This is a genomic window from Methylomonas sp. 2BW1-5-20, from assembly GCF_052474515.1.
In genome coordinates this window covers 1,814,616-1,835,374 of sequence record NZ_CP184127.1, presented here as the reverse complement: position 1 = coordinate 1,835,374, position 20,759 = coordinate 1,814,616, and the positions used below count along the sequence as shown (strand labels likewise).

General features: G+C 50.5%; 14 protein-coding genes and 1 tRNA gene. 6 read left to right on the top strand and 9 right to left on the bottom strand.

Annotated features, from left to right (window positions below):
- Positions 1–4 precede the first annotated feature (4 nt).
- From drmA to drmD, 5 genes are all read right to left on the bottom strand, one after another.
- Positions 5–3,529 (bottom strand): DISARM system helicase DrmA, encoded by a 3,525-nt coding sequence (gene drmA / locus ACH50O_RS08330; protein ID WP_446811556.1) that lies wholly within the window; start codon positions 3,527–3,529, stop codon positions 5–7.
- An 11-nt stretch (positions 3,530–3,540) separates the two neighbouring features.
- On the bottom strand, positions 3,541–3,954 hold the full coding sequence (locus ACH50O_RS08325; protein ID WP_446811555.1) for a type II toxin-antitoxin system VapC family toxin: 414 nt from the start codon (positions 3,952–3,954) through the stop codon (positions 3,541–3,543).
- On the bottom strand, positions 3,942–4,181 hold the full coding sequence (locus tag ACH50O_RS08320; protein WP_446811554.1) for a hypothetical protein: 240 nt from the start codon (positions 4,179–4,181) through the stop codon (positions 3,942–3,944). The genes ACH50O_RS08325 and ACH50O_RS08320 overlap by 13 nt, the downstream gene beginning before the upstream one ends.
- 24 nt (positions 4,182–4,205) lie before the next feature.
- Positions 4,206–7,952 (bottom strand): Eco57I restriction-modification methylase domain-containing protein, encoded by a 3,747-nt coding sequence (locus ACH50O_RS08315; RefSeq protein ID WP_446811553.1) that lies wholly within the window; start codon positions 7,950–7,952, stop codon positions 4,206–4,208.
- Between the two features lie 296 nt (positions 7,953–8,248).
- The gene (gene drmD / locus ACH50O_RS08310) at positions 8,249–11,404 is read right to left on the bottom strand and encodes a DISARM system SNF2-like helicase DrmD (RefSeq protein WP_446811552.1); all 3,156 of its coding nucleotides are present in this window, start codon (positions 11,402–11,404) and stop codon (positions 8,249–8,251) included.
- Positions 11,405–12,133: 729 nt separating this feature from the next.
- Here drmD and ACH50O_RS08305 point away from each other — a divergent pair.
- The 4 genes from ACH50O_RS08305 to ACH50O_RS08290 are packed head-to-tail and all read left to right on the top strand — an operon-like array spanning position 12,134 to position 15,196.
- The gene (locus ACH50O_RS08305) at positions 12,134–12,376 is read left to right on the top strand and encodes a helix-turn-helix transcriptional regulator (protein ID WP_446811551.1); all 243 of its coding nucleotides are present in this window, start codon (positions 12,134–12,136) and stop codon (positions 12,374–12,376) included.
- The gene (locus tag ACH50O_RS08300) at positions 12,369–12,812 is read left to right on the top strand and encodes a hypothetical protein (protein WP_446811550.1); all 444 of its coding nucleotides are present in this window, start codon (positions 12,369–12,371) and stop codon (positions 12,810–12,812) included. Before ACH50O_RS08305 ends, ACH50O_RS08300 begins: the two co-directional genes overlap by 8 nt.
- The gene (locus ACH50O_RS08295) at positions 12,805–14,688 is read left to right on the top strand and encodes a DUF927 domain-containing protein (protein WP_446811549.1); all 1,884 of its coding nucleotides are present in this window, start codon (positions 12,805–12,807) and stop codon (positions 14,686–14,688) included. The genes ACH50O_RS08300 and ACH50O_RS08295 overlap by 8 nt, the downstream gene beginning before the upstream one ends.
- Positions 14,669–15,196 carry a hypothetical protein gene (locus ACH50O_RS08290; protein WP_446811548.1) on the top strand — a complete coding sequence of 176 codons (528 nt, stop codon included), beginning with the start codon at positions 14,669–14,671 and terminating at the stop codon, positions 15,194–15,196. The genes ACH50O_RS08295 and ACH50O_RS08290 overlap by 20 nt, the downstream gene beginning before the upstream one ends.
- Positions 15,197–15,218: 22 nt before the next feature.
- Here the strand turns inward: ACH50O_RS08290 and ACH50O_RS08285 are convergent, their stop codons facing one another.
- The 3 genes from ACH50O_RS08285 to ACH50O_RS08275 are packed head-to-tail and all read right to left on the bottom strand — an operon-like array spanning position 15,219 to position 18,564.
- Entirely contained in the window at positions 15,219–16,100 is an 882-nt protein-coding gene (locus ACH50O_RS08285; RefSeq protein ID WP_446811547.1) for a plasmid partitioning protein RepB C-terminal domain-containing protein, read from the bottom strand.
- Positions 16,097–16,999 (bottom strand): plasmid partitioning protein RepB C-terminal domain-containing protein, encoded by a 903-nt coding sequence (locus tag ACH50O_RS08280; RefSeq protein ID WP_446811546.1) that lies wholly within the window; start codon positions 16,997–16,999, stop codon positions 16,097–16,099. Before ACH50O_RS08280 ends, ACH50O_RS08285 begins: the two co-directional genes overlap by 4 nt.
- Positions 16,996–18,564, bottom strand: coding sequence for a recombinase family protein (locus tag ACH50O_RS08275; protein WP_446811545.1), 1,569 nt, complete (start codon positions 18,562–18,564; stop codon positions 16,996–16,998). The genes ACH50O_RS08280 and ACH50O_RS08275 overlap by 4 nt, the downstream gene beginning before the upstream one ends.
- Before the next feature lie 272 nt (positions 18,565–18,836).
- On the opposite strand from ACH50O_RS08275, the gene ACH50O_RS08270 reads away from it, so the two are divergent.
- Positions 18,837–19,163, top strand: a complete 327-nt coding sequence (locus tag ACH50O_RS08270) for a hypothetical protein (RefSeq protein ID WP_446811544.1) — start codon at positions 18,837–18,839, stop codon at positions 19,161–19,163.
- A gap of 323 nt (positions 19,164–19,486) precedes the next feature.
- On the opposite strand, the gene ACH50O_RS08265 is transcribed toward ACH50O_RS08270, so the two are convergent.
- A tRNA-Ser gene (locus tag ACH50O_RS08265) sits at positions 19,487–19,576 on the bottom strand.
- Between the two features lie 168 nt (positions 19,577–19,744).
- On the opposite strand from ACH50O_RS08265, the gene ACH50O_RS08260 reads away from it, so the two are divergent.
- Complete coding sequence (locus ACH50O_RS08260; RefSeq protein ID WP_446811543.1) at positions 19,745–20,755, top strand: ATP-grasp domain-containing protein; 1,011 nt, start codon at positions 19,745–19,747, stop codon at positions 20,753–20,755.
- The last annotated feature ends 4 nt before the right edge of the window (positions 20,756–20,759 follow it).

Genomic DNA, 20,759 nt, shown 5'->3' with positions numbered 1-20,759 from the left:
TTCCTTAATCCGTGTGTAAACCTGTGGTGCGCTGATCCAGCACCAGATCGACTGTGCCTTCCACGTCACGCAGCGAACTCAGACAGGTAAATAGCTTCCACTCTTTGTCATCAGCCAATTCGAGCAAGCCGACAGTCGCGCCTCCCTCGGAGCGGTAACAAAGCTGATGATCTTTTTGGTTATGCACCCGACACAACCATTCATCCCGGCGTCTATCCAGCATATCCTTGACGCGTTCGGCGACAGCAGGATCATGAGTGGCATTAACGCCTCGCTTGGCTAAAACATCAGCCATCATGTTCCAAAATGCGTCAGTATCCGCTACCAGGCCAGCCGCGGCATTTTCGTTCAAATGCTCATCCCATAAGCGCATCAAACCGACCATGACACCTGACAAACCACGATCCAGCGCCCTCGCGGAAAATGGCGTTACGGACAAGGCCTCGACATGCTTGTAAAAGGTTTCATGATAGTGTTCAAAGCGTTCGTAATGCGATAGATCGCGTGGACGCGCCCAGTTGAATACCGTGCAGACCAAGCCAGGCCCGTCCGATGAACGTCCCACACGGCTGGTCGCCTGAATATATTCAGATGTGTTTTTGGGTTGACCGGCGACCAGCATGAGACCTAAACGGTCAATATCGACACCGACCGAAATCATGTTGGTTGCCAGAATTACGTCGTATGGCATCGAAGAGCTAACCGGCTGATTGGCTTTACGCTCCGCAGCACGCTGTGCTTCCAATTCCTTATCAAAAACAGCTTCCAGCCTGTCCATTATCTTTGGAATATCCGAGCCGGATTTACGCGAAGTCAGCTCTTCCACCGCACCCATTCGCACACGACGCTTTGCCAAGCCCCGTTGATCGGCATCGCGGAGACGGGAGCGGATATCATCTTCGACCAGTCGACGCGTACCGGCCAATTCGCGTATGGAATTGAAGTATCCAGCCAGGGTCATCCATGGATCAGCCAAGCGACCGTATTTATCATAAAGCGCTTGCGCCGCAGCCATATGCGCCACATAGCTACGAATCATCGCCACCGGATAACGCCGACCAAAGGCATTGATACCTAAATACCGACGACCAGGATACTCGGCTCCCGTTGGTCTTTGAATGGCGAAAAAGCTATCCCTAATACTGGTACCTTGCGACGGAAACACTTCCAGTTTACGCACAAACAGTTTTTGCACCTGATCAGGCGCACGACGAATCGTCGCTGTCGAAGCCACGACCTTAGGTCGCACTTTTTTGCCGTCGACTTGCCAAGAGCACAGCTCGTCAACCGCCGATTCGTAAAGCCCGACCATTGAGCCCAATGGCCCGCTGATCAAATGTAATTCGTCCTGAATAATCAAATCCGGTGGCCGTAATGCGCCATGGGGCCGATTTTTGACTGACGGCAAACCATTACGGGAAGGATGGGATTGCCCATCATCGATTTCCGGCGACAAAAAGCCGTGCCGATCACACACCTCCGTAACCTTTCCAAACAGCATTTGCGTTTCGCCTTTCCAGGGCATTTGCGCAAATTTATCGACAGTGGCAATTAATAGCGAGGGCGGCCGGCGATAGATTTCTTCATCCACCACCATCACCGGCAAACCTTCCTTCGGTGCTTTGGCTTCGGAAAATTCGCATCGCCCTAAATCGTCGCCGCAATAAGTAACGCAGCGGCCAATGTCGCTTGGTGCTTCATAGACCCGCAAATGTTTTTCCTTGATCTCACAACCACACCAAGGACAGGACGTGATTTGTTGCGGTGTACCGGAAGCCGACGGTCTGCCGCCGACATTGCGCTGCCTTAAAGAATTGGCTGCAGCGGCAAGGGTATTGGGAGTGGTTTTATTACCCACCCACAGTCCCAAGCGGAAGGGTGTTTCACCCCATTTGCCAATATCAGCCCGGCGAATCGACTCGCAGGCACACATTAATGCCGCAGCCCGTTGAAACTGCTGTAACGTCAACAAGCGGAGGGTATAGCGCATTAAAACCGCCACGCCATGATCGCCGCGTCGACCCTCGATTTCGCCTTGTAAGCGTCTTAATGCCAGGGTATAAGCCGTCAAGCCCAGATATGCCTCGGTTTTACCACCACCCGTGGCAAACCACAGCAAGTCTGCAACCGCATCGGTTTCATGACTACGATCGGAGTGATGTAAATCAGTCAGGCTCGGCAAATTCAATAATACGAATGCCAACTGAAACAAACGCCAGCTGCGGTTTTTGGCAACGTCCAACGAAGAGGTGCCATCTTCCAGCGTGATTTCCTTTTTCCGTACCTTTCGGGAAAAAGTGGTGTGAATCCGCTGTTGCCACATCGCCCGATTGGCAAATCGAAATGCCTCCTCAGCCAGTGGGTTGTTTTCAATCAGATCGATACCGGCCTTGATCCGTTGCAGTGCCCGAGTACAACGCTCCACGGCTCGGCGCGCAGTTTCCTCATGACCATCTAGTTTCTCAGACGGCAAAGTCAGCTTGTTGGCCTCTGCCTTGATCCACACCCGGTAGGCGGTCTCGATATGGCGCAAGCTGGCAATCAAGCCTTCTTTGGGTAAATCCGCCAGGGCCTTCATGTCCATACTCAAACCGGCGAGGTTTTCATCGTCTGCCGCAGACCGCGGGGTTTGTTGCGGCACTTCAAAACAAGGCACCCATTCGGTTTCCACCTGGATGGCACGCTCTGCCAATGGTTCGGCTAACGAAGCATGCACTGAAATGCCGTGACCGACGGCAAACTCGCGTTGATGCCGGTAAAGCATTTCCAAGGTTTCGGATTCCTCCCGCGTCAACGGGTCCATTTTCGACAGATCAAGTTTGACGTTTTTGCGCTGCACAAAAATCGGCTGACTATCCGCGGCATACACTTTTAGCTTGGGTTGAAATACCCACACCTCGTCTTTTGGTTCGTTCCGGCCTTTACGTTCTTCCTGTTGATTGATCATGAATAACGTAACGACCCAACCGTCAGCAGTCGAACGGATGCGTCCTTGCAGCAACACTAAGGGGTGATCGGGATGAAGCGCTTGTGGGGCAATATTGCCTTCCTTCAACACTAACGGTAACTCTGGCGCAACCACCGGCCTGCGTTTCCAGACATTGGCAGGATTACCGTCTTTGTTCTGTTGATTATCGCTTTTGATCCGCAGGTACTGCCCCCATTCGGCAGCAACCAGAATGTCAGCCGTTTCGGTTGCCACCACAAAACTCAAACCCATTGACGACGGAAAATAGGTGCTGCCCGCGGGTACGCCGGCATCGGTGTTGCCTTCTTCCCCCTCGTCACCGTCGCCCGTTGCCAATTCGTCCAGTTCGCCGCCGGCTACCTCCTTGTCCTTCGGTGCCAACATGCCGACCAAATAGCGCTGGTAGGCATGGTCTTCGTATTGGTTTAATTCTTCCTCAACACCACGGGCAGGGCCGAGAAGATCGCGAATGACCATCTGTGTGAGTTCATCGCGAATCGTCGTGGGGGTTGGGTTAGGCAAGGTTGCCAGGGCGGTAACAGCGGTGCTGTGATCGGTCATACTTGGCCTATTCAATCCGTAAATGGGTTTAACAATTTGACGCCGGAGCGCTGTACATCATCGACATTGCGTGTGACCAGCGTTAGGTCGTGTTCCAACGCCGTCGCGGCAAGTAACGAATCAATGACCGGCAATGGATCAGGCGCATTTAGTTGTCCCCAGCGATCAGCGATAGGTGTGGTCACCGGTAAAATCCGGCCAGCCATGTCGTTTTCTACCTTGGACAACCAGCGATCCAGGTTTTCGGCGGCAGCAGGATCGCGACGACGCAAGCGTTCAATGCCATTACGCACTTCGCCGATAACCAATACTGACAAATACAGACTTTTGCCATCGACACTGGCAAACCACTGTTTAACTCCGGTATTGGCGCGATCCTTCTTGCGTAATTCGGACAGGACGTTGGTGTCAATCAAGAATCCCATTCCGGTACCTCTCTGCCCATGTCACGAGAACGAGAAAAATCCACATCGTCGCCAACATCCGGCATCGCGGCCAGCAGGTTTTTGATGTCTTGTCCCGCGGTATCGATAACACGATCATAAATAATCGCGACTCGCACCGGGCCAGCAGGTATTTCCGGCGGCAGTTGCAAGTGCAGGCAATGGTCTAACGGAATCTCTGCAACGGCTTCGTAATATTGGGCGGTCATAGTGGTTCTCCTTCTGAATGGCATTCAGAAAAGTTGGAATTGTTCGGGTTCATTGGCTGCAGCTGGCTCGGTTTGTTTCTTGCGGCCACGGCCAGTTCCGGCAGATTTGGCTGATTTCTTGTCGTGCAAACCGGCGGCGACTTCTTCGGCGTAGCGTTGGTGATTGAGTTCTAGCAGGCGGTCGAGGATTTCGCGGCGGGCGGCTTCGCTGATGGTGTAGCGAATGCCTTGTTTGGTTTCATAAAAATCATGATTCAAATAAATATCCTTCCAGCCATACAGTGAGAGAATATTTATATCCATTAAGGAAAAAGCATCTCTTAATTTATTGATTTGTACAGTACTACTATTAGGGCTATCAAATTGGTGCTGCAATTCATTTGGGCTCAAATTTTCCTTATAAAAGGATAACCGCAACTCATGAAAGTCCCTCCCAAGTTCGCTGACTGGAGATGTATCAATTGGCCATGGAAATGTATCAAAACATTCACTTGGAACGTACATTTTGTTTCCGCTTGCCATCGAAGCAGATTTTGAAAAAAACCATTCAGTATGCAAAGACGACTGTAAAACAGAAAAATCCCCCCATTCTTGGGTGCAAAAAACAACTACGTTAGCTGAATAAACAGGGCCAATTTCAACTGGCACGATAATATGAGCACGGCTTACAACAGAACGTGCAAAGGCAAACTCAAGGTTATTTAAACTTTGATAAAGTTCACGCGCGTGTCTTTCGAACTGCCACCAATACGTTCGCCTGACTCTGTCGCTATCTTTAATTCTCTCCGGAAGTACATTTTTACGTACTATTTCCATGCACTCGTTATATTTTTCAGCCACATCCAATGACCAATCTTTGAAATTAATAATCCAGCGTGCATCATTAGGTGGGAAGTTTGCATTTAAATCGGCACCAACAAAAAACTCAAATAAACATTCTGAAAGAATTTTGTTTTCAAAAAGTAATTTTTGAGCCTCATCTTTTTTTATTACAAACCCTTCTCCATAAGGCTTTGCTCCTATGCCGCAATAAAACGGCTGTTTTGATAATGACCTGACCAATGATAAATCAACTTCATCAGAAAGATTGGAGCCAAGAAAATCAACTTTTTTATCATCATAAAATACATCTCCATTCCATTTTGATTTTGAAACCCAGACTAATAGAACTCGAACACCGGCAGATCCTGGCCAAAGAAATTGACTCGTTGCTCTGTAGGGGCAAGCACCACGACTGATCAAATATTCCAATGCGGCACGTCTAGTATCACCTTCAACAATAGCATTAGAAACGATCAGTCCTATATATTTGGAATGAGATACTAATTTAAAAGCTTGGCGAACAAAATATGCTATTAAATCTGTTCTGTCACCAGTCATGGGATAAATTTTAACCAAACATTTTAAATACTCTTTTCCCAAATAGGTTGAAATTTTGGTCCCTCCTTGAAATGGAGGATTTCCAATAAATGCATCAAATCCACCGCGATGAATGATCTCTGGAAAGGTTAGTGCCCAATGAAAGCAACGGCGTTCGCCTAGTTGGTGTCCTGCATAACCTTGTAATTCTGATAGCCCTTGCGCCCAATAAACCATCATATGGTCGGCCAATTCATCACGCTTGGCTTCGTAAGCTCTACCGCTTAATCCCTGCAATTCCAGCGCAATCAACACATCGGCGGCGGCATTCAGTTTAGCGACCGATTCCTCCGCTTCGGTAAACAACCCCATTTTGGCCGCGATCTGCTCCGGCGTATCCGACGGCATCGCTTCCAGGGCTTCGCGTTTGCTTTTCGCGTCGTCGATATGCCGCCACAAATTCAGTGTCGCAAACGAAGTTTGCTTGGTTTCGTCCGGCCGCAAGCTGAAATTTTCCAATTGCGATAATGAAGTAATGCCCAACAAGGAATCGCCGCATTTGAAGGCATGATCCAAAAACGTAAATGGGCGATGTTTATCGACGGTAATCAACCACATCGACAATTTGGCCATTTCCACGGCCATCGGGTTGATGTCCACGCCGTACAAACAACGATCAGCTACGACCCGGCGGGCGATGGCAATGCGCTCTGCTGAATCTTGCGGAATCAAGCGTTCGCTGGGTGCGGCTTTGGAAAACTCGCCTTCCGGACTGGTCAATACTTCGCCGGGATGGCGTTTTTCCTCGCTCTCCCAGGCCTCCACCAAACGTTCGGCCAAATAGCGGCAGGCTTGTACCAAAAAGGCGCCGGAGCCCATGGCCATATCGCAGACTTTGAGTTCCAAGATTTTTTTGGGTGATTTGAGTTGCCATTGCTCGCGCGGCCAGCCTTCGGCAGGGCCTTGATACACCAAAGGCTCCAGGGTGTGCTGAACCACCGGCTCAGTCAATGTCGGCGGGGTGTAATGGGTGCCGGTGCTACGGCGGGTGGTGCCGGCGGTGACATAGGTGCTGCCGGGCAAGACCACCAGCGGCCGTTCAAAGGAATCGTCGCGGATCATGCCAACAAAAGGGCGCAAACGTTTCAACAAGGTTTGATCCTGTCCGCAGGCGAGCAATAGTTTGTGTTCGTCCAGCAAACTGCCTTGTTCCATGGCTTTACGCAACGCCGACGCGGAACGGCCGGTTTCGTCTTTGAGAAAGTTGATGAGTTTATCTTGGCTTTCCGCCAGTAGGGCTTCCAACTCGGATAATGGTATTTCCGGCTCTTTTTTTCGGGTGCCGGCAATCCCCAACACGACCTCTTGGGCCCGCACCGCGGTGTGATCGAGCAAACCTTCGTAAACATGGCCGATTTGTTCCACGCCCAAGGCACGAAACGATACGCGGCGGGTTTCTGCCATGCCTGTGGGACCATTTTTACTACGCAGTCGTTGCAAGGAGTTGAGCAGGTGCAAAACCACCCGGTTATTTACCGCCAAGGGCTCGGCGACGCTATTGCGCCAAGTGCTGCCGATGCTACGCCCCTCCAGGAAAGGATAACGGTCAGGATCGAACAGCGAACCGCCGTAGGCTTGCATCATTAAATCCTGGTGATCGACACCGCCATGGACCGCGCGAAAAGTGGCTAATAACCGAGTCCAGGCATCGTAACGTCTTTCCAAGACTTCTTCGCCATAACGGTCGGCCACTTCCTGGAGTTGTTCCTGCAAGGTGGAAACGGCATAGTTTTCGTCATAAAGCGGTTTGCCCAAATGCAGCAGGTCGCGTTCTTCGGCAGAAAACAGGAACACCAAGCGCATCATGATGGTGAGTGCGGCTTCGTACTGGCTTTTAGCGCTGACACCTTTTAATAAGACGCGGTTGCTTTCCTTGTCCAAGGCATCAAAGGATTGCACCAATACTTCAACCGCTTCCCGGACTTGGTAACCGAGTTGGTCGGTGACTTCCTGCTGATCTTGTGCGCTTTCTTTAAGCATGGCTTGCAGCGTGCTGCCTTCGGCGACACCAAAGAAGCGACGGATGCTCAGCAGGGAATGGAAAGCGCGCAGGGTAATGGGTTCATCTAGCCAAAGGCTGGCATACCATGAGGTATAGCCTGTGATTTCACCACGGGGGGCATAGACCAACATCCATTGTTCGCCATTACTGACCAGCCCCAATGGCACATCGGCACCGTGTAGCAATTCCATCATGCGGGTGGCGGGGGTGGCTTTCCAGAGTTTTCCCATCACGGGTTTATCCAGCGACTGCTCGAACGGGTAAATCATTATCAACATTTGTGCTTTGCCCGGTTTGTCGGAACCCGCCGGGCTCACCAAGGCAAAATCTGGACGCAGGGTTTCAGCCATTTCCGGCAAGCTGGCTTCGATGCCAGCAGGTAGTGTTTGACCTTCGGCAATCAGATCACTCGGATACCCCAAGAGTTGGGTCAGGACATGCAGTATCCAGGTGCGCTGTTTGCCGGGGCCATTGGGGTTGTCTTGCCATTCCTCATAGGCGGCGCGTAACACTTTGGCTTGCGCCGGATCGCGAGCGTCCAGACCATGTGAAAAGGTTTTGAGTAATACCGGCAGCGAGACGAATGGCCCTGAGACTTCGACCAGCGACAGCCAGTCCGCATGATGACGCGAAACGTTGGGCTGGCTCATGCTTTACCCCCGGTGATTTCGAGTACGGCTTTACGCGGGATTAACCAGGTAACGGCGACCGGGAACAGTCGGGCATGGGGATTCGTGAAGCGCGAGCGGATATGTCGTGATTCGCGTTCAATTTCTTCGGGAATTTCCTCTAGCCGTCGACGCAATGCGGATAGATCGCGTTCGCGCTGTTGTTTGCCAAGATCGTCACCCAGAAGAAACAGATCTAATTGTTCGATTTGGTGTGGGGCGAGTTCTGCTTGAATCGAGCGTTGTAGTTCGGTCATGATGGCGGTCAGTTTGCTGACTTCTTTTTCGGCGCGTTCTTCGAGGGTTTTTTCCAGATTTTTGGTGCGGTCGACGCGTCGCGCTTCCAGGGCAGCCAGTAAGCTATCAGCGTGTTTTGGCCATAGCGCTTGGAAGCGGGCTTCTATTGCAGCCGGTACGGGTGTATCGGTAGCTGATTCTACAGCGGCTTTGGTTTCGCCGACATTCAAACGATTAAAGCGGCCTTCAATCAAGGCACCGCCGGCGGTGATGATCTCTTCATGTAGTCGGTGGTTATCGCCACCCAAAACTACAATCCGGCCATGGGCAATCACCACGGGATGGCTTAACGCTGAATCATCGACGATGCAGGCCGATACGCGCGACAAATGCTGGGTTTGGGTGTCCAGTGACCAGATTTCCGCTCGCAACAGTCGCAAGCACATTTGCACCAGACGATGATTGAGATGAGCCAAAACTACATCGTCTCGACCGGTTGCCAATGCGGCATCAAACACAATCGGGCGAATGGCTTTGCTGTGTGGATGGGCCAGACCATCGGTACATTGCGCCCAACTATTCGATAGCGCCGGTAAATGAAATACCGGGCAAGTTTTCCGCAGACCGGTCGGGTCGGGCCAAATGCCGTCTATCTCGACCGGAATCAGTGCAGGCTGACCGGCGAGCTCCAGGCCAACTCGAACCACGTTTTCGATATGGTCGGGCGTGAGATTGAGGTCGTGCTGGGTTTCGTGTAATTGAGCGGCCAGTTTTTCGAGTTGCTCGCGGAGTTTGCGTTCGAATTTCAGCATGCGGCGCACGGGTTCTGCTTCCTGCTCAGCACGGCTGGTATCAAGGCGCTGGCGTTTGCCGAGCATGGCTTCTTCGACTTGTGTGGCGATTACCGGGCCAACTTTGCCGAGGTCTTCGCGTATGGTTTCCACCTTGAGTGCAGCGCGCATCAGAAACTCTAAATCGGCCTCCAGGTCGCCGACCTTGGCAGTAGATTGAGCCTTATCAAAGCCTTTGCCGACAAAGTGATAAATATCCACTTCATCCGCTTTTTGGCCGTGGCGATCCACCCGGCCGTTGCGCTGTTCCATACGGTTAGGGTTCCAGGGGATTTCAAAATGTATCAGCTTGGAACAATAATTTTGTAAGTTGACGCCTTCCGACGCCGCATCGGTTGCCAGTAGAATCCGAACTGTCGAATCTTTGGGGTGAGTCTGGAATGCGGCTTTGATGGCTTCGCGCTGTTTGTTGTCCATGCCGCCATAGATCATCTCCAGGCGTTCATTTTCGGCAAAGCCTTCGCGGGCCAGAAGGTCATAAAGCCATTTTTGTGTGGCGCGGTATTCGGTGAAGATAATCACACGCTCTTCATTCCATTGCCCGCCTGGACGTAAGGAGTTTTTGAGCCAATTGATCAGGGTCTCGGCTTTGCTGTCCGGCCGCAAACTGGTTTTGACAGCATAGTTGCTGAGTTGGCTGAGCAGGCTTTGCTCTTCGCTGGTCAAGGCTGATAACGATTGGCTGACTGAGCTGACGACTTCGCCGGTTTCGAGTTCGTATTCATCGTCGTCTGCATAATCATCGGAAAAGTCGGCAATGTCGCGGTTGGCAATTGCTTTACCACTTTGCTTACCGACGGAGGCGATGTGCTTTTCCAGAGTGCTGCCGAAAGCGGCTGGCGAAGAGAACAAGCGTTTTTTGAGCAGCTTCAAGACAAATTCGGCAGCCATGCGTTCGCCGTCTGAGCTGGCGTGTTTAAGACGCAGTTCCGAATAATGCTGCAAGGCTTGGTGAGCCAGTCGTTCTTCATTTGTATATGGCACTTCCAAATGTTTGACGAGTCTTTCGGCAAAACGACGACTACCATCCCAGCGTAATTTAAGTTCGGATTTCATTCGCCGAACCATCACGGCGTCTAATTGCGAGCGATCAGGGGTAATGGCGCGAGCAAAGCGCTGGCTGTCCAACAATTCCAATAGCGCCGCAAAGCTTTCGCGGTAACCGTTATGCGGTGTCGCGGAGAGAAATAATTTATGCTCGAAATGCGGAGTTAATGAGCGAATGGCTAAGGTACGCATCGAGTCCGTGGCATATTTGCCGCGGCCAGATGGGGCAATGTTGTGGGCTTCGTCGACGATGAGTAAATCGTATGCCCGCGGGTAAGTGGGTTGATCGCCTGCTGGCAAGGTTTCCCGAAAAGTCCGTAACGGACGCTCACGTTTCAGATAGTCAACCGAAGTGATCAACCGCGGAAAATGTGTCCACGGATTGACATGAATGCCGCGCTTACGGCGCAATTGACTGATGGTATTGCTATCGATAATGCGGAATTCGAGACCGAACTTATCCCGCATTTCTTCTTTCCACTGCACTTGCAAAGACGAGGGGCAAACGATCAATACTGAACGGACACGGTGGCGCAGAATCATTTCCTGTACGACTAGTCCTGCTTCTATAGTCTTGCCGAGACCGACATCGTCGGCAATTAACAGATTGACTCGAGGCATGGAAAGCGCCCGGACCACTGGGTCGAGCTGGTAATCGTCTACTTCAATGCCACTACGAAAAGGTGACTGTAACGCTTTGTCATCAGCTTGCGAAACGGCTCCCCAGCGAACTGCATCCAGAAAGGCTTGCAAGCGTTTGGGATGATCAAATGAGTCTGGGTTTGGAAGCGTAGACTTTTCGTAAACCGAGGTGCCTGGCTCCAGCTCCCATATAACTTGCAGCTCCTCTCCCAATCCATCGTCTTCGACCGACGAGAGTTTGATCAAGTGGTTGGGGTTATCTCGTCCAATTCCGGGTGCTGCCGGAATGATTTCCGTAACAACGAAGGGGCGCTTGCGAACGATAGCAAGTTGACCAATTTCCGGTGTTGTCTGCATTTTCTTCCCTAATTCAAAGCTGTGCTAGTAAATAATGGCAAATGCTACACCAACATCAATTATTGCCTGCGAGAAAATTAATCCGAGGGGTCAGTAACGAAGGTTCAGGGGGGGATTCAAAGTGTTTGGCGAACCAACAACAAGGTGGAGTCGGAGTCACTTGTTCATCCGCTACCAATGCGCTATCAGCAAGTGGTTTCGTATCTCGGTGTCAGCTAATCAAAACCAGCTAATTTTATAGACGCTTTTACGCAGTCGGGTTAGTACAAAAAATTTTGGCCAATTATCGAAATCGCAATAATTATCGCGATTTCGAAGACGACCTTCCAAATTTACTCTTCACAATATTCCCCAGGACGTTTCCGGACGGCTGCCATCGAGTTGAACCCCGTTTAACAGGCATTGGCCGGTACCCATCGAAAATTTTTTTCGTAATCTTGCAGTAAATTGCGAAATCGCAATTTACTGCAAGCAGCTTTCAAAATTTTTGCTGAAAAATACGTCCTCAGATCGCATCAGACAAATTTAATTTTCCGATCTTGCAGCTGATGGCAAATTCATCGTCAGCTGCAAGTGAGTGCACACTCGATTTGGATATTCTGTCCGACGCGACATTACGCAATCCCATGGATTGCAGACTGGGCCGGCAACGGTCTGAGTAGGGGGGATAGGTCTCTTGTATTAATGACTATCGCCCCATTTTTTCCGATGATTATGAGGTTAATAGACATGAGTAAATTGCCCGAAACTGGCTTTCTGCGTTTGAAACAAATTATTGGCGATCCAAAGGCCAAGCCGCCCATTTCTGGATTGCTGCCCATGAGTAAATCATCCTGGTGGGATGGGATCAAAAAAGGCATCTTTCCTAAGCCGATCAAAATGGGCACCAATATGACGGCCTGGCGGGTGGAGGATATTGCCGAGCTCATTGCGCGTTTAGGTGCTCAATGTACCGGCAACGCGAATGCCTGATCAACGACTGCCGTTGCCGCCGTTTGCTAAGGAGCTGATCGCACGACTGCAATCTACGTCGCCGCCCTGGCCGATTATGATTTGCTTTGGTCGTGATGCCTGGCAACGCGCGCGGCAATGGCAATCGAATCCCACCGTATGGGCACTGGTATGTCCGTCTAACTCAGCGCCGGCTCATTTTCGTTGGCCGGTGCTGGGCCTGATGTTAATCGTCGACTGGCAATGTGATCACGCGACTGGTCGTGATGAAGTGATGGCGCTGGTCAAGGTGCTGCTGGGCTACGGCGCCGAATGGGTGGCCGTCTGGCCAAGTTGGGTGGATTTCAGTCAACCCGCGTTTGAATACGATCCACGTTTGCCGGTGGGCCAGCGTTGGGTTCAGGTGCGGGACGAGATTGTTGTTTATCGGCTGAACGAGGAGTCAGGCGGTGGATGATCATGCTGAATCACTAATGTATGAAGAGGTTGATGGCGGATTGGCATCCGCCATTAGCCGATTTCTGCCTGAGAAGTTGTCGCCTTCGGATTTGGCCGAGATCCAACAAGCCCGTCAATCAATGGTTGCTGCCAAATCCGAGAAGGATGCGGCAGCGCTATTTCCCTGCGCCGACAGTCGGCCATGTTACCAAGTGTATGAACACACCTGCGGCCTGGATCATTGCTGGCCCGCCGGTGTGTATTACCATTTTCTCGGCAAATCGTCTGCCAAGGAGCCGCCGGCGCTGCGCGATGTCAGAATCTGTGGCGTGTTGAAGGCGGTGGCCATTGCCCGCAACCGACAAGGTGGCGACTTCGGTTTATTACTGGAATTTCGCGATCGACTGGGGCAACTCAAACAGTGGAACATGCCGTTCCGTTTAGTCGCCGGCCGCGGCGATGAGCTGCAGAAAGCCTTGTTCGATCAAGGCCTAGATATTCACTATCCGCAACGCAGTCGGCTGGCGGATTATCTGTGTCAGCAACATCCAGATCGAACGGTCTGGATCACATCCACACCCGGTTGGTTTGATAACGTTTATGTGCTGCCGGATCGTAGTATTGGTGATTCAAGTGATGCCGTGATTCTGCAGTCCGAGGGAAATATACACAGTAGTCTTTATCGGCAAGCTGGTACCTTGTCCGCCTGGCAACAACAGGTGGCGGGTTTATGTCCCGGTAATCCTTTTTTGCTGTTCGTTGTCTCGCTGGCCTTTTGTGGTCCTTTACTGGCTAAATGCCATTTGGACAGCCTGGCCATTCATACTTATGGTCCTTCCAGTCAAGGCAAAACCAGCGGCATGCAGGCCGCAGCCAGTGTCTGGGGCGAACCAAAAAGTTTCCAGCGTTCCTGGACCGCGACGTTAAATGGCCTAGAATCAGCGGCTGTTCAAGTCAACGACGGTTTGCTGTGTCTGGATGAGATGAGTAAAGCCGATGCTCAGGATGTCAGCAAGTCGCTGTATCTGCTGGGCAATGGCGTTGGCAAGCAACGGGCCACGGTCAGTGGTAAAGCCATGGCGCATCAGCATTGGCGGGTAGCGATTCTGTCTAACGGCGAAGATTCGATTGAAGCGCATCTGAGTAAGGCCGGGATTCCGGTCAAAGCCGGCGAATTGGTGCGCTTTCTGCAATTGGCGGTGTTTGGTCAGCATGGCGCCTTTGACCATCTGCATGACTATGGCAGTGGTCGTGCCTTTGCCAGCGAGCTACATCAGCACACATCGCAGCAATATGGCACAGCCGGCATCGCTTTTCTGGAACGCTTGACCCGCGATTCACGCGATTTTGCCGCCTACCTGGACCAGTGTTTACGCATTTTCGAACAGCGCTTCGGTCCTTTATCGGCTCAGGAAGCCCGCGCGGCTCGTAGCTTTGCTTTGATTGGTCTGGCGGGCGAATTGGCCAGCGAATATGGTGTTACGGGCTGGCCGGAACGCATAGCGATGGAAGCGGCATTGATCTGTTTCAAACATTGGCGTCAACAGCGTGGAACCGGTGAACTGGAACCTCAGCAATTGGCCAATGCGTTACGGCAGTACGTCGAACTCTATGGCGACAGCCGCTTTACCAAAACCGACGATCCCAACCGACTGCATGGCGAGCGTTCCGGCTATTGGCGTCCAACCGAACGAGGCCGACAATGGTTGTTCAGCACGGCCGGATTTAAAAAGGCGATTGGCCATGCCGATTTGGCATTGGCGGTCAAACTGTTGATTGGTCAGGGCATCCTGAAATCCGGTCCCAATCCGAAAAAACATGTCACTCAGGTCAAAGTCCACGGCGGTTCAGCCTGGTTTTACGTGATTCAGTTTGATGACGATCATGTTGGCTGATGTGATACGGCATTATCTGGCGGAGGCAACCGACCTGCAGTCTCAACCAGACGATGAACGTCAAGCAACGCAAAGTAAAAATGTTGCAGCGGTAACGCCGGTGTTACCTGACTCGGAATCGGTAATACCGCCACAACCCGCGCCAGAATTGACGGTAACACCCGTAATACCGGTAACACTTCAAAATAGCGAATACCGACAAAACAACGTTAACAAGCTCAACGCCCAAAACCAAGCCAGACTTATGGCCTATCTGAATGCCATTGGTGAAACCGATTCATCGGTCATCGACGAGTTTCTCAGCGAATGCGCGGTAAGCCCCGACATCCTGCATTACGCCTTGCAACTGGCCGAAGATACTCTGCGAATTCACCATGGCGATACTCATGGTTTTGTGCGCTGCGCCAGTTGTCGATTCCTGCAAGTGTCAAAACAACGATGCAGCCAATTCGGCTGGCGGATTGTGGTGGATAAATGGCGGCGATGTAGGAATTTTGAGCAACGCTAAGTTCCATAACAACTAAGGCTCATCATTGATCCAGTGATACTGTTTGAACAATGGCCTCGAATTCCGCCAAGAATTCCGGCTGCCTGTGCTGCAGAAACCTTTTTATTGCTGGGTTTTCAAGTAATTTGGCTAAGTAGCCCTTAGCCAATACCAAATTGAGGACATCTTGCCCGTAGGTCTGCTCAACCATTTTGTATCGTTCTTGAAGATTGCTCATTTCTCGCTCCATTTTGGCTATTTGCTCCGCAGTTAGACCGCTCAGCTTTTTGGGCTTTTTGCCCTCAACCAACATCGACAAAGGAGTGGCAACCAATAGTGCTTCAGCATAATTTATGGTGATGGTATTGGCTGATATCATGAGCTCGACACATTCAAGCTGACGGGTCGGTTTCATTTTTCGCAATACCCGTGACAGATCTGTTGGAAATTGGTGATCTTTCAACAATTCTGCTGCCTCGGGGCATATGCCTTCCAATAATGCCGCTTTGCGCTCAATGGTGCGGGGATCGACACTAAGCGCCTTGGCCAGCCGTTCTGGGGTGACGCCACGTTCGATAGCCCGGCGAATCATGTGATGTTCCTGTATCGTCGACAAACGGTTTATGCGACTGTTATACGTGTAACTCTCGTCATCAGTAGCAATCAGACATGGAACCTCGAGATATCCCAACTCCTGCAATGCGATCAGTCGGATGTGACCATCCAGTAAAATGAGCTGGTCAGTTTTCGCATCGGCAGGCCCGACCGATAGAGGCTCAATCAGTCCAATTTCCTGAATTGATGTGCGTATCTGCAAATATTTTCGCGAGGTGGTAACGCCAGTAGGCGTTCTCCGTGAAGGCAGGATATTATCTACGGGCACTGAAATCGGTTCGAGACTGAATCCCAGAAATATATTGGTCATATCGTGCGGCCTCCCGACAAGACGCGTTCAGCGAGATATTTCGGCAGAGAGTCCAAGCCCTCTGCCCGCAGAAGAGTCGAGAAATTCTCATCGTCAAATAGTTCTCGGAGGGCACTGACGACGAACAACAAGCGTTGTTGAGTCAATTGAGCCTTTTTAACGACCAGTTTTTGGCGGTCGACTTCCTTTTGGTAGACTCTGACCAAACTTGCGGTCGTGACATCTTGCGCTTTTCGCGGCGTACCTTTGGCAACCGATGGTCCTAAAGTTTGTCGGCGTTCGATAACTCGTCGCGCCTGTATCAATTGTTTTCCGCGTAGTTTTCCAGTTTCGTAGGCTTCCTGTAGGGCAGCCTGGATGGCTTGATCGTCATCACCAGCGCCGACAATGGATAAGGCTGCATTCAATGGGATTTTGCCTTTTTCCACGGCAACCAACAAACGTTCTTCGCCTTTCATCAGCAAGGTAAGTATGCCATGTACATACTCGACGCAGAGTCCGGTTTTTTGGGCGATGATTTTTTTGTCGTATCCCTGTTCGTGAAGTTGCTGAATACCTGCCAATAACTCTAACGGTCGATAATGGCGGCGAGCGATATTTTCGGTCAAGCTCATGATGAATGCATTTTCGTCGCTGACTTCGATAACCAGGGCAGGAATTGTTGCTTCACCCAAAGCATGAAATGCCTTCATTCGGCCTTCACCGCACACCAAAAGATAGCGGTCGGTGCCGTCTGTTGCGGGTCGCGGTGTCACAGTGATCGGCTTCTTAAGCCCGATTGTTTGGATATTGGTGACGATCTCCTCAAATACACGCTTGTTTCTTTCTCTTGGATTGAGGACATCAATCAAATTAATTGGGATCATTTGCATTTGGCCAGTCTTGATTGTTTCTGTCATGCTGCTCTCCTCAAGCGCGTGTGTTCCGCCATTCCGTACAGATAGTCCAAACTGTCGAAACGGTAGCTTTCGAATTCTATGGGATTATGTTCGGCAAGGCGGATGCGAGGTTGATCGAAATCCAGTCGCGGTAATAGGTAGTAATCGAGCGCGGCATGATTTGTCTCATCAAGGCGAACCGCCACGGTAATGTCAGGGGCCAAGCTGGTATCAAACCGGACCTTCCAATGATGACGACCACTATCGGTACTCTGGCAGCGCGCCAATACTATGGAAACACTGAATTCATTATTGACTTGCAGCAGATCCGTGCCAGCGTCGCGTTTGACGGTGCCGCCCAATGCCATGATCTGGCGTTCAGTTTCATTGACGGTTTCTGGGTGAAAACGACGGAGGAATTGGTTGATCTCCAGATATCGATAGTCGCGGTCTGGTGTGAAACCGACCATTTGGTAGGCTCGCACCAGGCTGCCGAAACGATGCGCGTAAACGGACGTGGATGGCATGCCTTCGGATTCGTTGATGATCAACCCCGACAGAAATCCTCTGCGCTGGTAAAGTTCTCGCAGACGCTCGATTAATTCCTTGTCGGTATATCGGTGAACTCTGGCTCGAATGATTCCTTGCGCGGTGTAAAACAGTTCAGGCGGTACGATAGGTTCGAATGCGCCTTCTTTTTTGATCCACATATCAGAAGGATTAACCACTCGCAGCTTTTTGAGCTTGAAGGAAATGCGGTTATAGACATTGTTACCAATGTATTTTTCGTTGGTCAGGATCTCTTGCACCGTTGCGCGAGTCCACTGCCGGTCCAGGTCAGTCTGTATTCCCATGCCGTTCAAGCGTTCGGCAATTTCGGACTCGACCAATCCTTCCTCGATGAACCAGTGATACATCAAATTGACGGTGCGGATTTCCTCCTCGGGACCAGGCATGAGGATGACACGGTCGGTTTGCAGGCTTTTATGTTCGCCTCTGGCCAGTTCGGCTTTAATGGAACCGTTTTGATCGAGTAATACCCGGCGGAGGCCATATCCAGCAGGGCCACCTTGACGAAAACCGAGTTCAATTAGTCGAGACTGACCGGCGAAAACCTTAGCCGACAATTCTCGGCTGTATTCACCCGCCATAGCCCGTTTAACGCCTTTGACAATAGTGGAAACAGGTGAACCGTCGTTTTCAAACTGTTCGGCACAGTAAGTAACTTGAATACCAGCTTTCCGACACCGATATTCATAATATGCGCTCTCATCAGCATCCTGGAATCGTCCCCAGCGGCTAACGTCATAAACCAAAATCATTGAAAAGTCGGCAGAGCCACTTTCAACATCTTTCAACAACTGTTGTAGCGAAACTCGGCCATCGATGCGCAAACCGCTTTTTCCGGCATCGGTGTAGGTTCGGACGATCTCAATATCATGACGAGCGGCGTATTCGCGGATTTTGTCAGACTGATTTTCTGTGGAGTACTGCTGGTGCTCGGTCGACATTCGCACATATTCCACTGCGCGTAATTTGACGAACGTTTCTGGCTGTTCTTCGTTGGATTCAATTTGATTTATCAAACCTGATGATCCCCGATCGCATGAAAATTAGGCTCTCGCTAAGCCACTTGCGGATCGGAGCAATCTTCTAAGCAGGGACAGCCAAATCCAGGGTTTACCAAGAGCGAACTGACAATACGGTATAAGAATCAGATTGGTTTGCCGATCAAGTCATCTATTTGCAACACTGGCTTATGGCCGACATTCGCAAGCATGTACCGTGATTTCTACGGTCCAGACGTCCATCTTTGCAATATTGGTTTCTGTCACCAAACTTAGTCTGTAAATCCCTGATGGCAGCAGTTTTTCTGGAGTTGACGCGTCCATATTTGCAATTCGAATATTCTTGGCTTTGGCGTTGCGTGTCCGTTGCAAAGTACGATTACGATCAACATACTTTGGATGAGATTCACGGTATTGACGCCAATAATCAGGATTGCGCTCTATCCACGATTGTTGAGCCCGTTGTTGGTTCTCTTGATAATCAGGGTCTGTTTGCAGTTTGTTGCGGTGCCATTGCCGTTTACGATGCTGTTGGCATGAAGGCGCTGAGCAATAGGTTTGCAGTGGAACTTGTGGACGTGGTTGAAAAGACTGGCCGCAAGCGAGGCATTGTTTAATCGCCATTGAAGGCTCCCTACACAAAAATGCGTATTGAGCCGAATCAAATGAGTTAAAAGACTAAAATAAGACTTTCTTGTGATTGAATTTTTGCTGATGTCGTAGCTATGAGTTAGTTTCGGCAGGGGGCTAATAATTTTTCTAGCCTTGGCTCAAATGATGTGCAGATTCAACAAATGGCAGATAATGATTCTGTCTCAAATAACGCCGACTGACATGGAGTCAGTGAAAGTTATTAGAATCAAAAGTAGGGTAGAGAGTAGGGTAGAAAAAATTAAGGCCTTGATAAAACGTTATTTATCAGGGCCTTAACTATATATAATGGCGGAGAGCTAGGGATTCGAACCCCAGGAAGGGATAAACCTTCAACGGTTTTCAAGACCGCCGCTTTCGACCGCTCAGCCAGCTCTCCAACAGCCGCATATTATTACAGAAAATTTTTTAAAATCCAGCGTTTTTTGTCGCGCTAATTTTACATGGTAGTCGAATGCAGTCCTCTTTAACGTCCAAGTGTTTGTTAGTCATCGCCAAATCGGCACGGATGCTGGTGCAAATGTGCGTTAATTTGGGTTGCGAAGTTGTGGCTATCGATTGTTATGCCGACAGCGATACCAAGCAAATGGCAAAGAAGGTGTACCAAGTGACTTCGCTCGCTTTGAGCGATGTGCGAGCCGCCCTGGAAGCGGCCGGTCGGACTTATGGGGTTATTGAATTGCTCTATGGCAGCGGTCTGGAGTCGCAACCGGAGACGTTGGCGTATTTGGAAAACCATTGGCGGATAATTGGAAATTCCGCTGCAATTTTTCAAAGTGTGCAAGATAAGTGCAATTTTTTTGCCCGACTTGCCTTGTTGTCGATACCGTACCCCGAGGTTGTTTTCTCTCGGCCCGCAGAGAATGAGGACTGGTTACTAAAACCATGGCGCGGCGAGGGTGGCTTGGCGATAAGGCGTTGTTCAGTTGACGATAAAGCTGTACCCGGCTACTGGCAGCGATATATTAATGGCCGTTCGATATCGGTGTTGTTTGTGGCCAATCCCGGTGGGATTGAGCTGATCGGTTTTAATGAACAGTGGCTTGCCGATTGCAATAGCGAACATCCTTTTATGTTCGGCGGGGTTTCGAGTAGCGTAGAAGTTCCAGACGCCGTGCAGATGCAAATGACTGAGTGGCTATTAAAACTATCGGCAGCCTACGGACTTCGAGGATTAAATAGTCTGGATTTTATCCTCGATGCGGGGGATTGTTATGTGCTGGAAATCAATGCAAGGATTTCCGCCAGTGCTCAGCTTTACGGCAAATCGGTGCTGCTCAAACATTTTCAAGCCTTTCAATATCACCCGGATGACAGTGTTGAGGTATCCGTTTTGCCGAGCGCTTATCAGATTGTCTATGCGCGGAATTCTGTGACGATTTCGGAGGGATTTGAATGGCCGCCATGGACTGCGGATAGACCTAATCCCGGTGCAATTGTTGCCACAGGCGAGCCGATATGCAGTATTATTGCCAACGGAAAAAACTCGGGGCAGATGCTGGATAATCTGCATCGCCAACAACGCATCCTTGCAAATCTTTTGGAATCAGGTCTTTAAAACT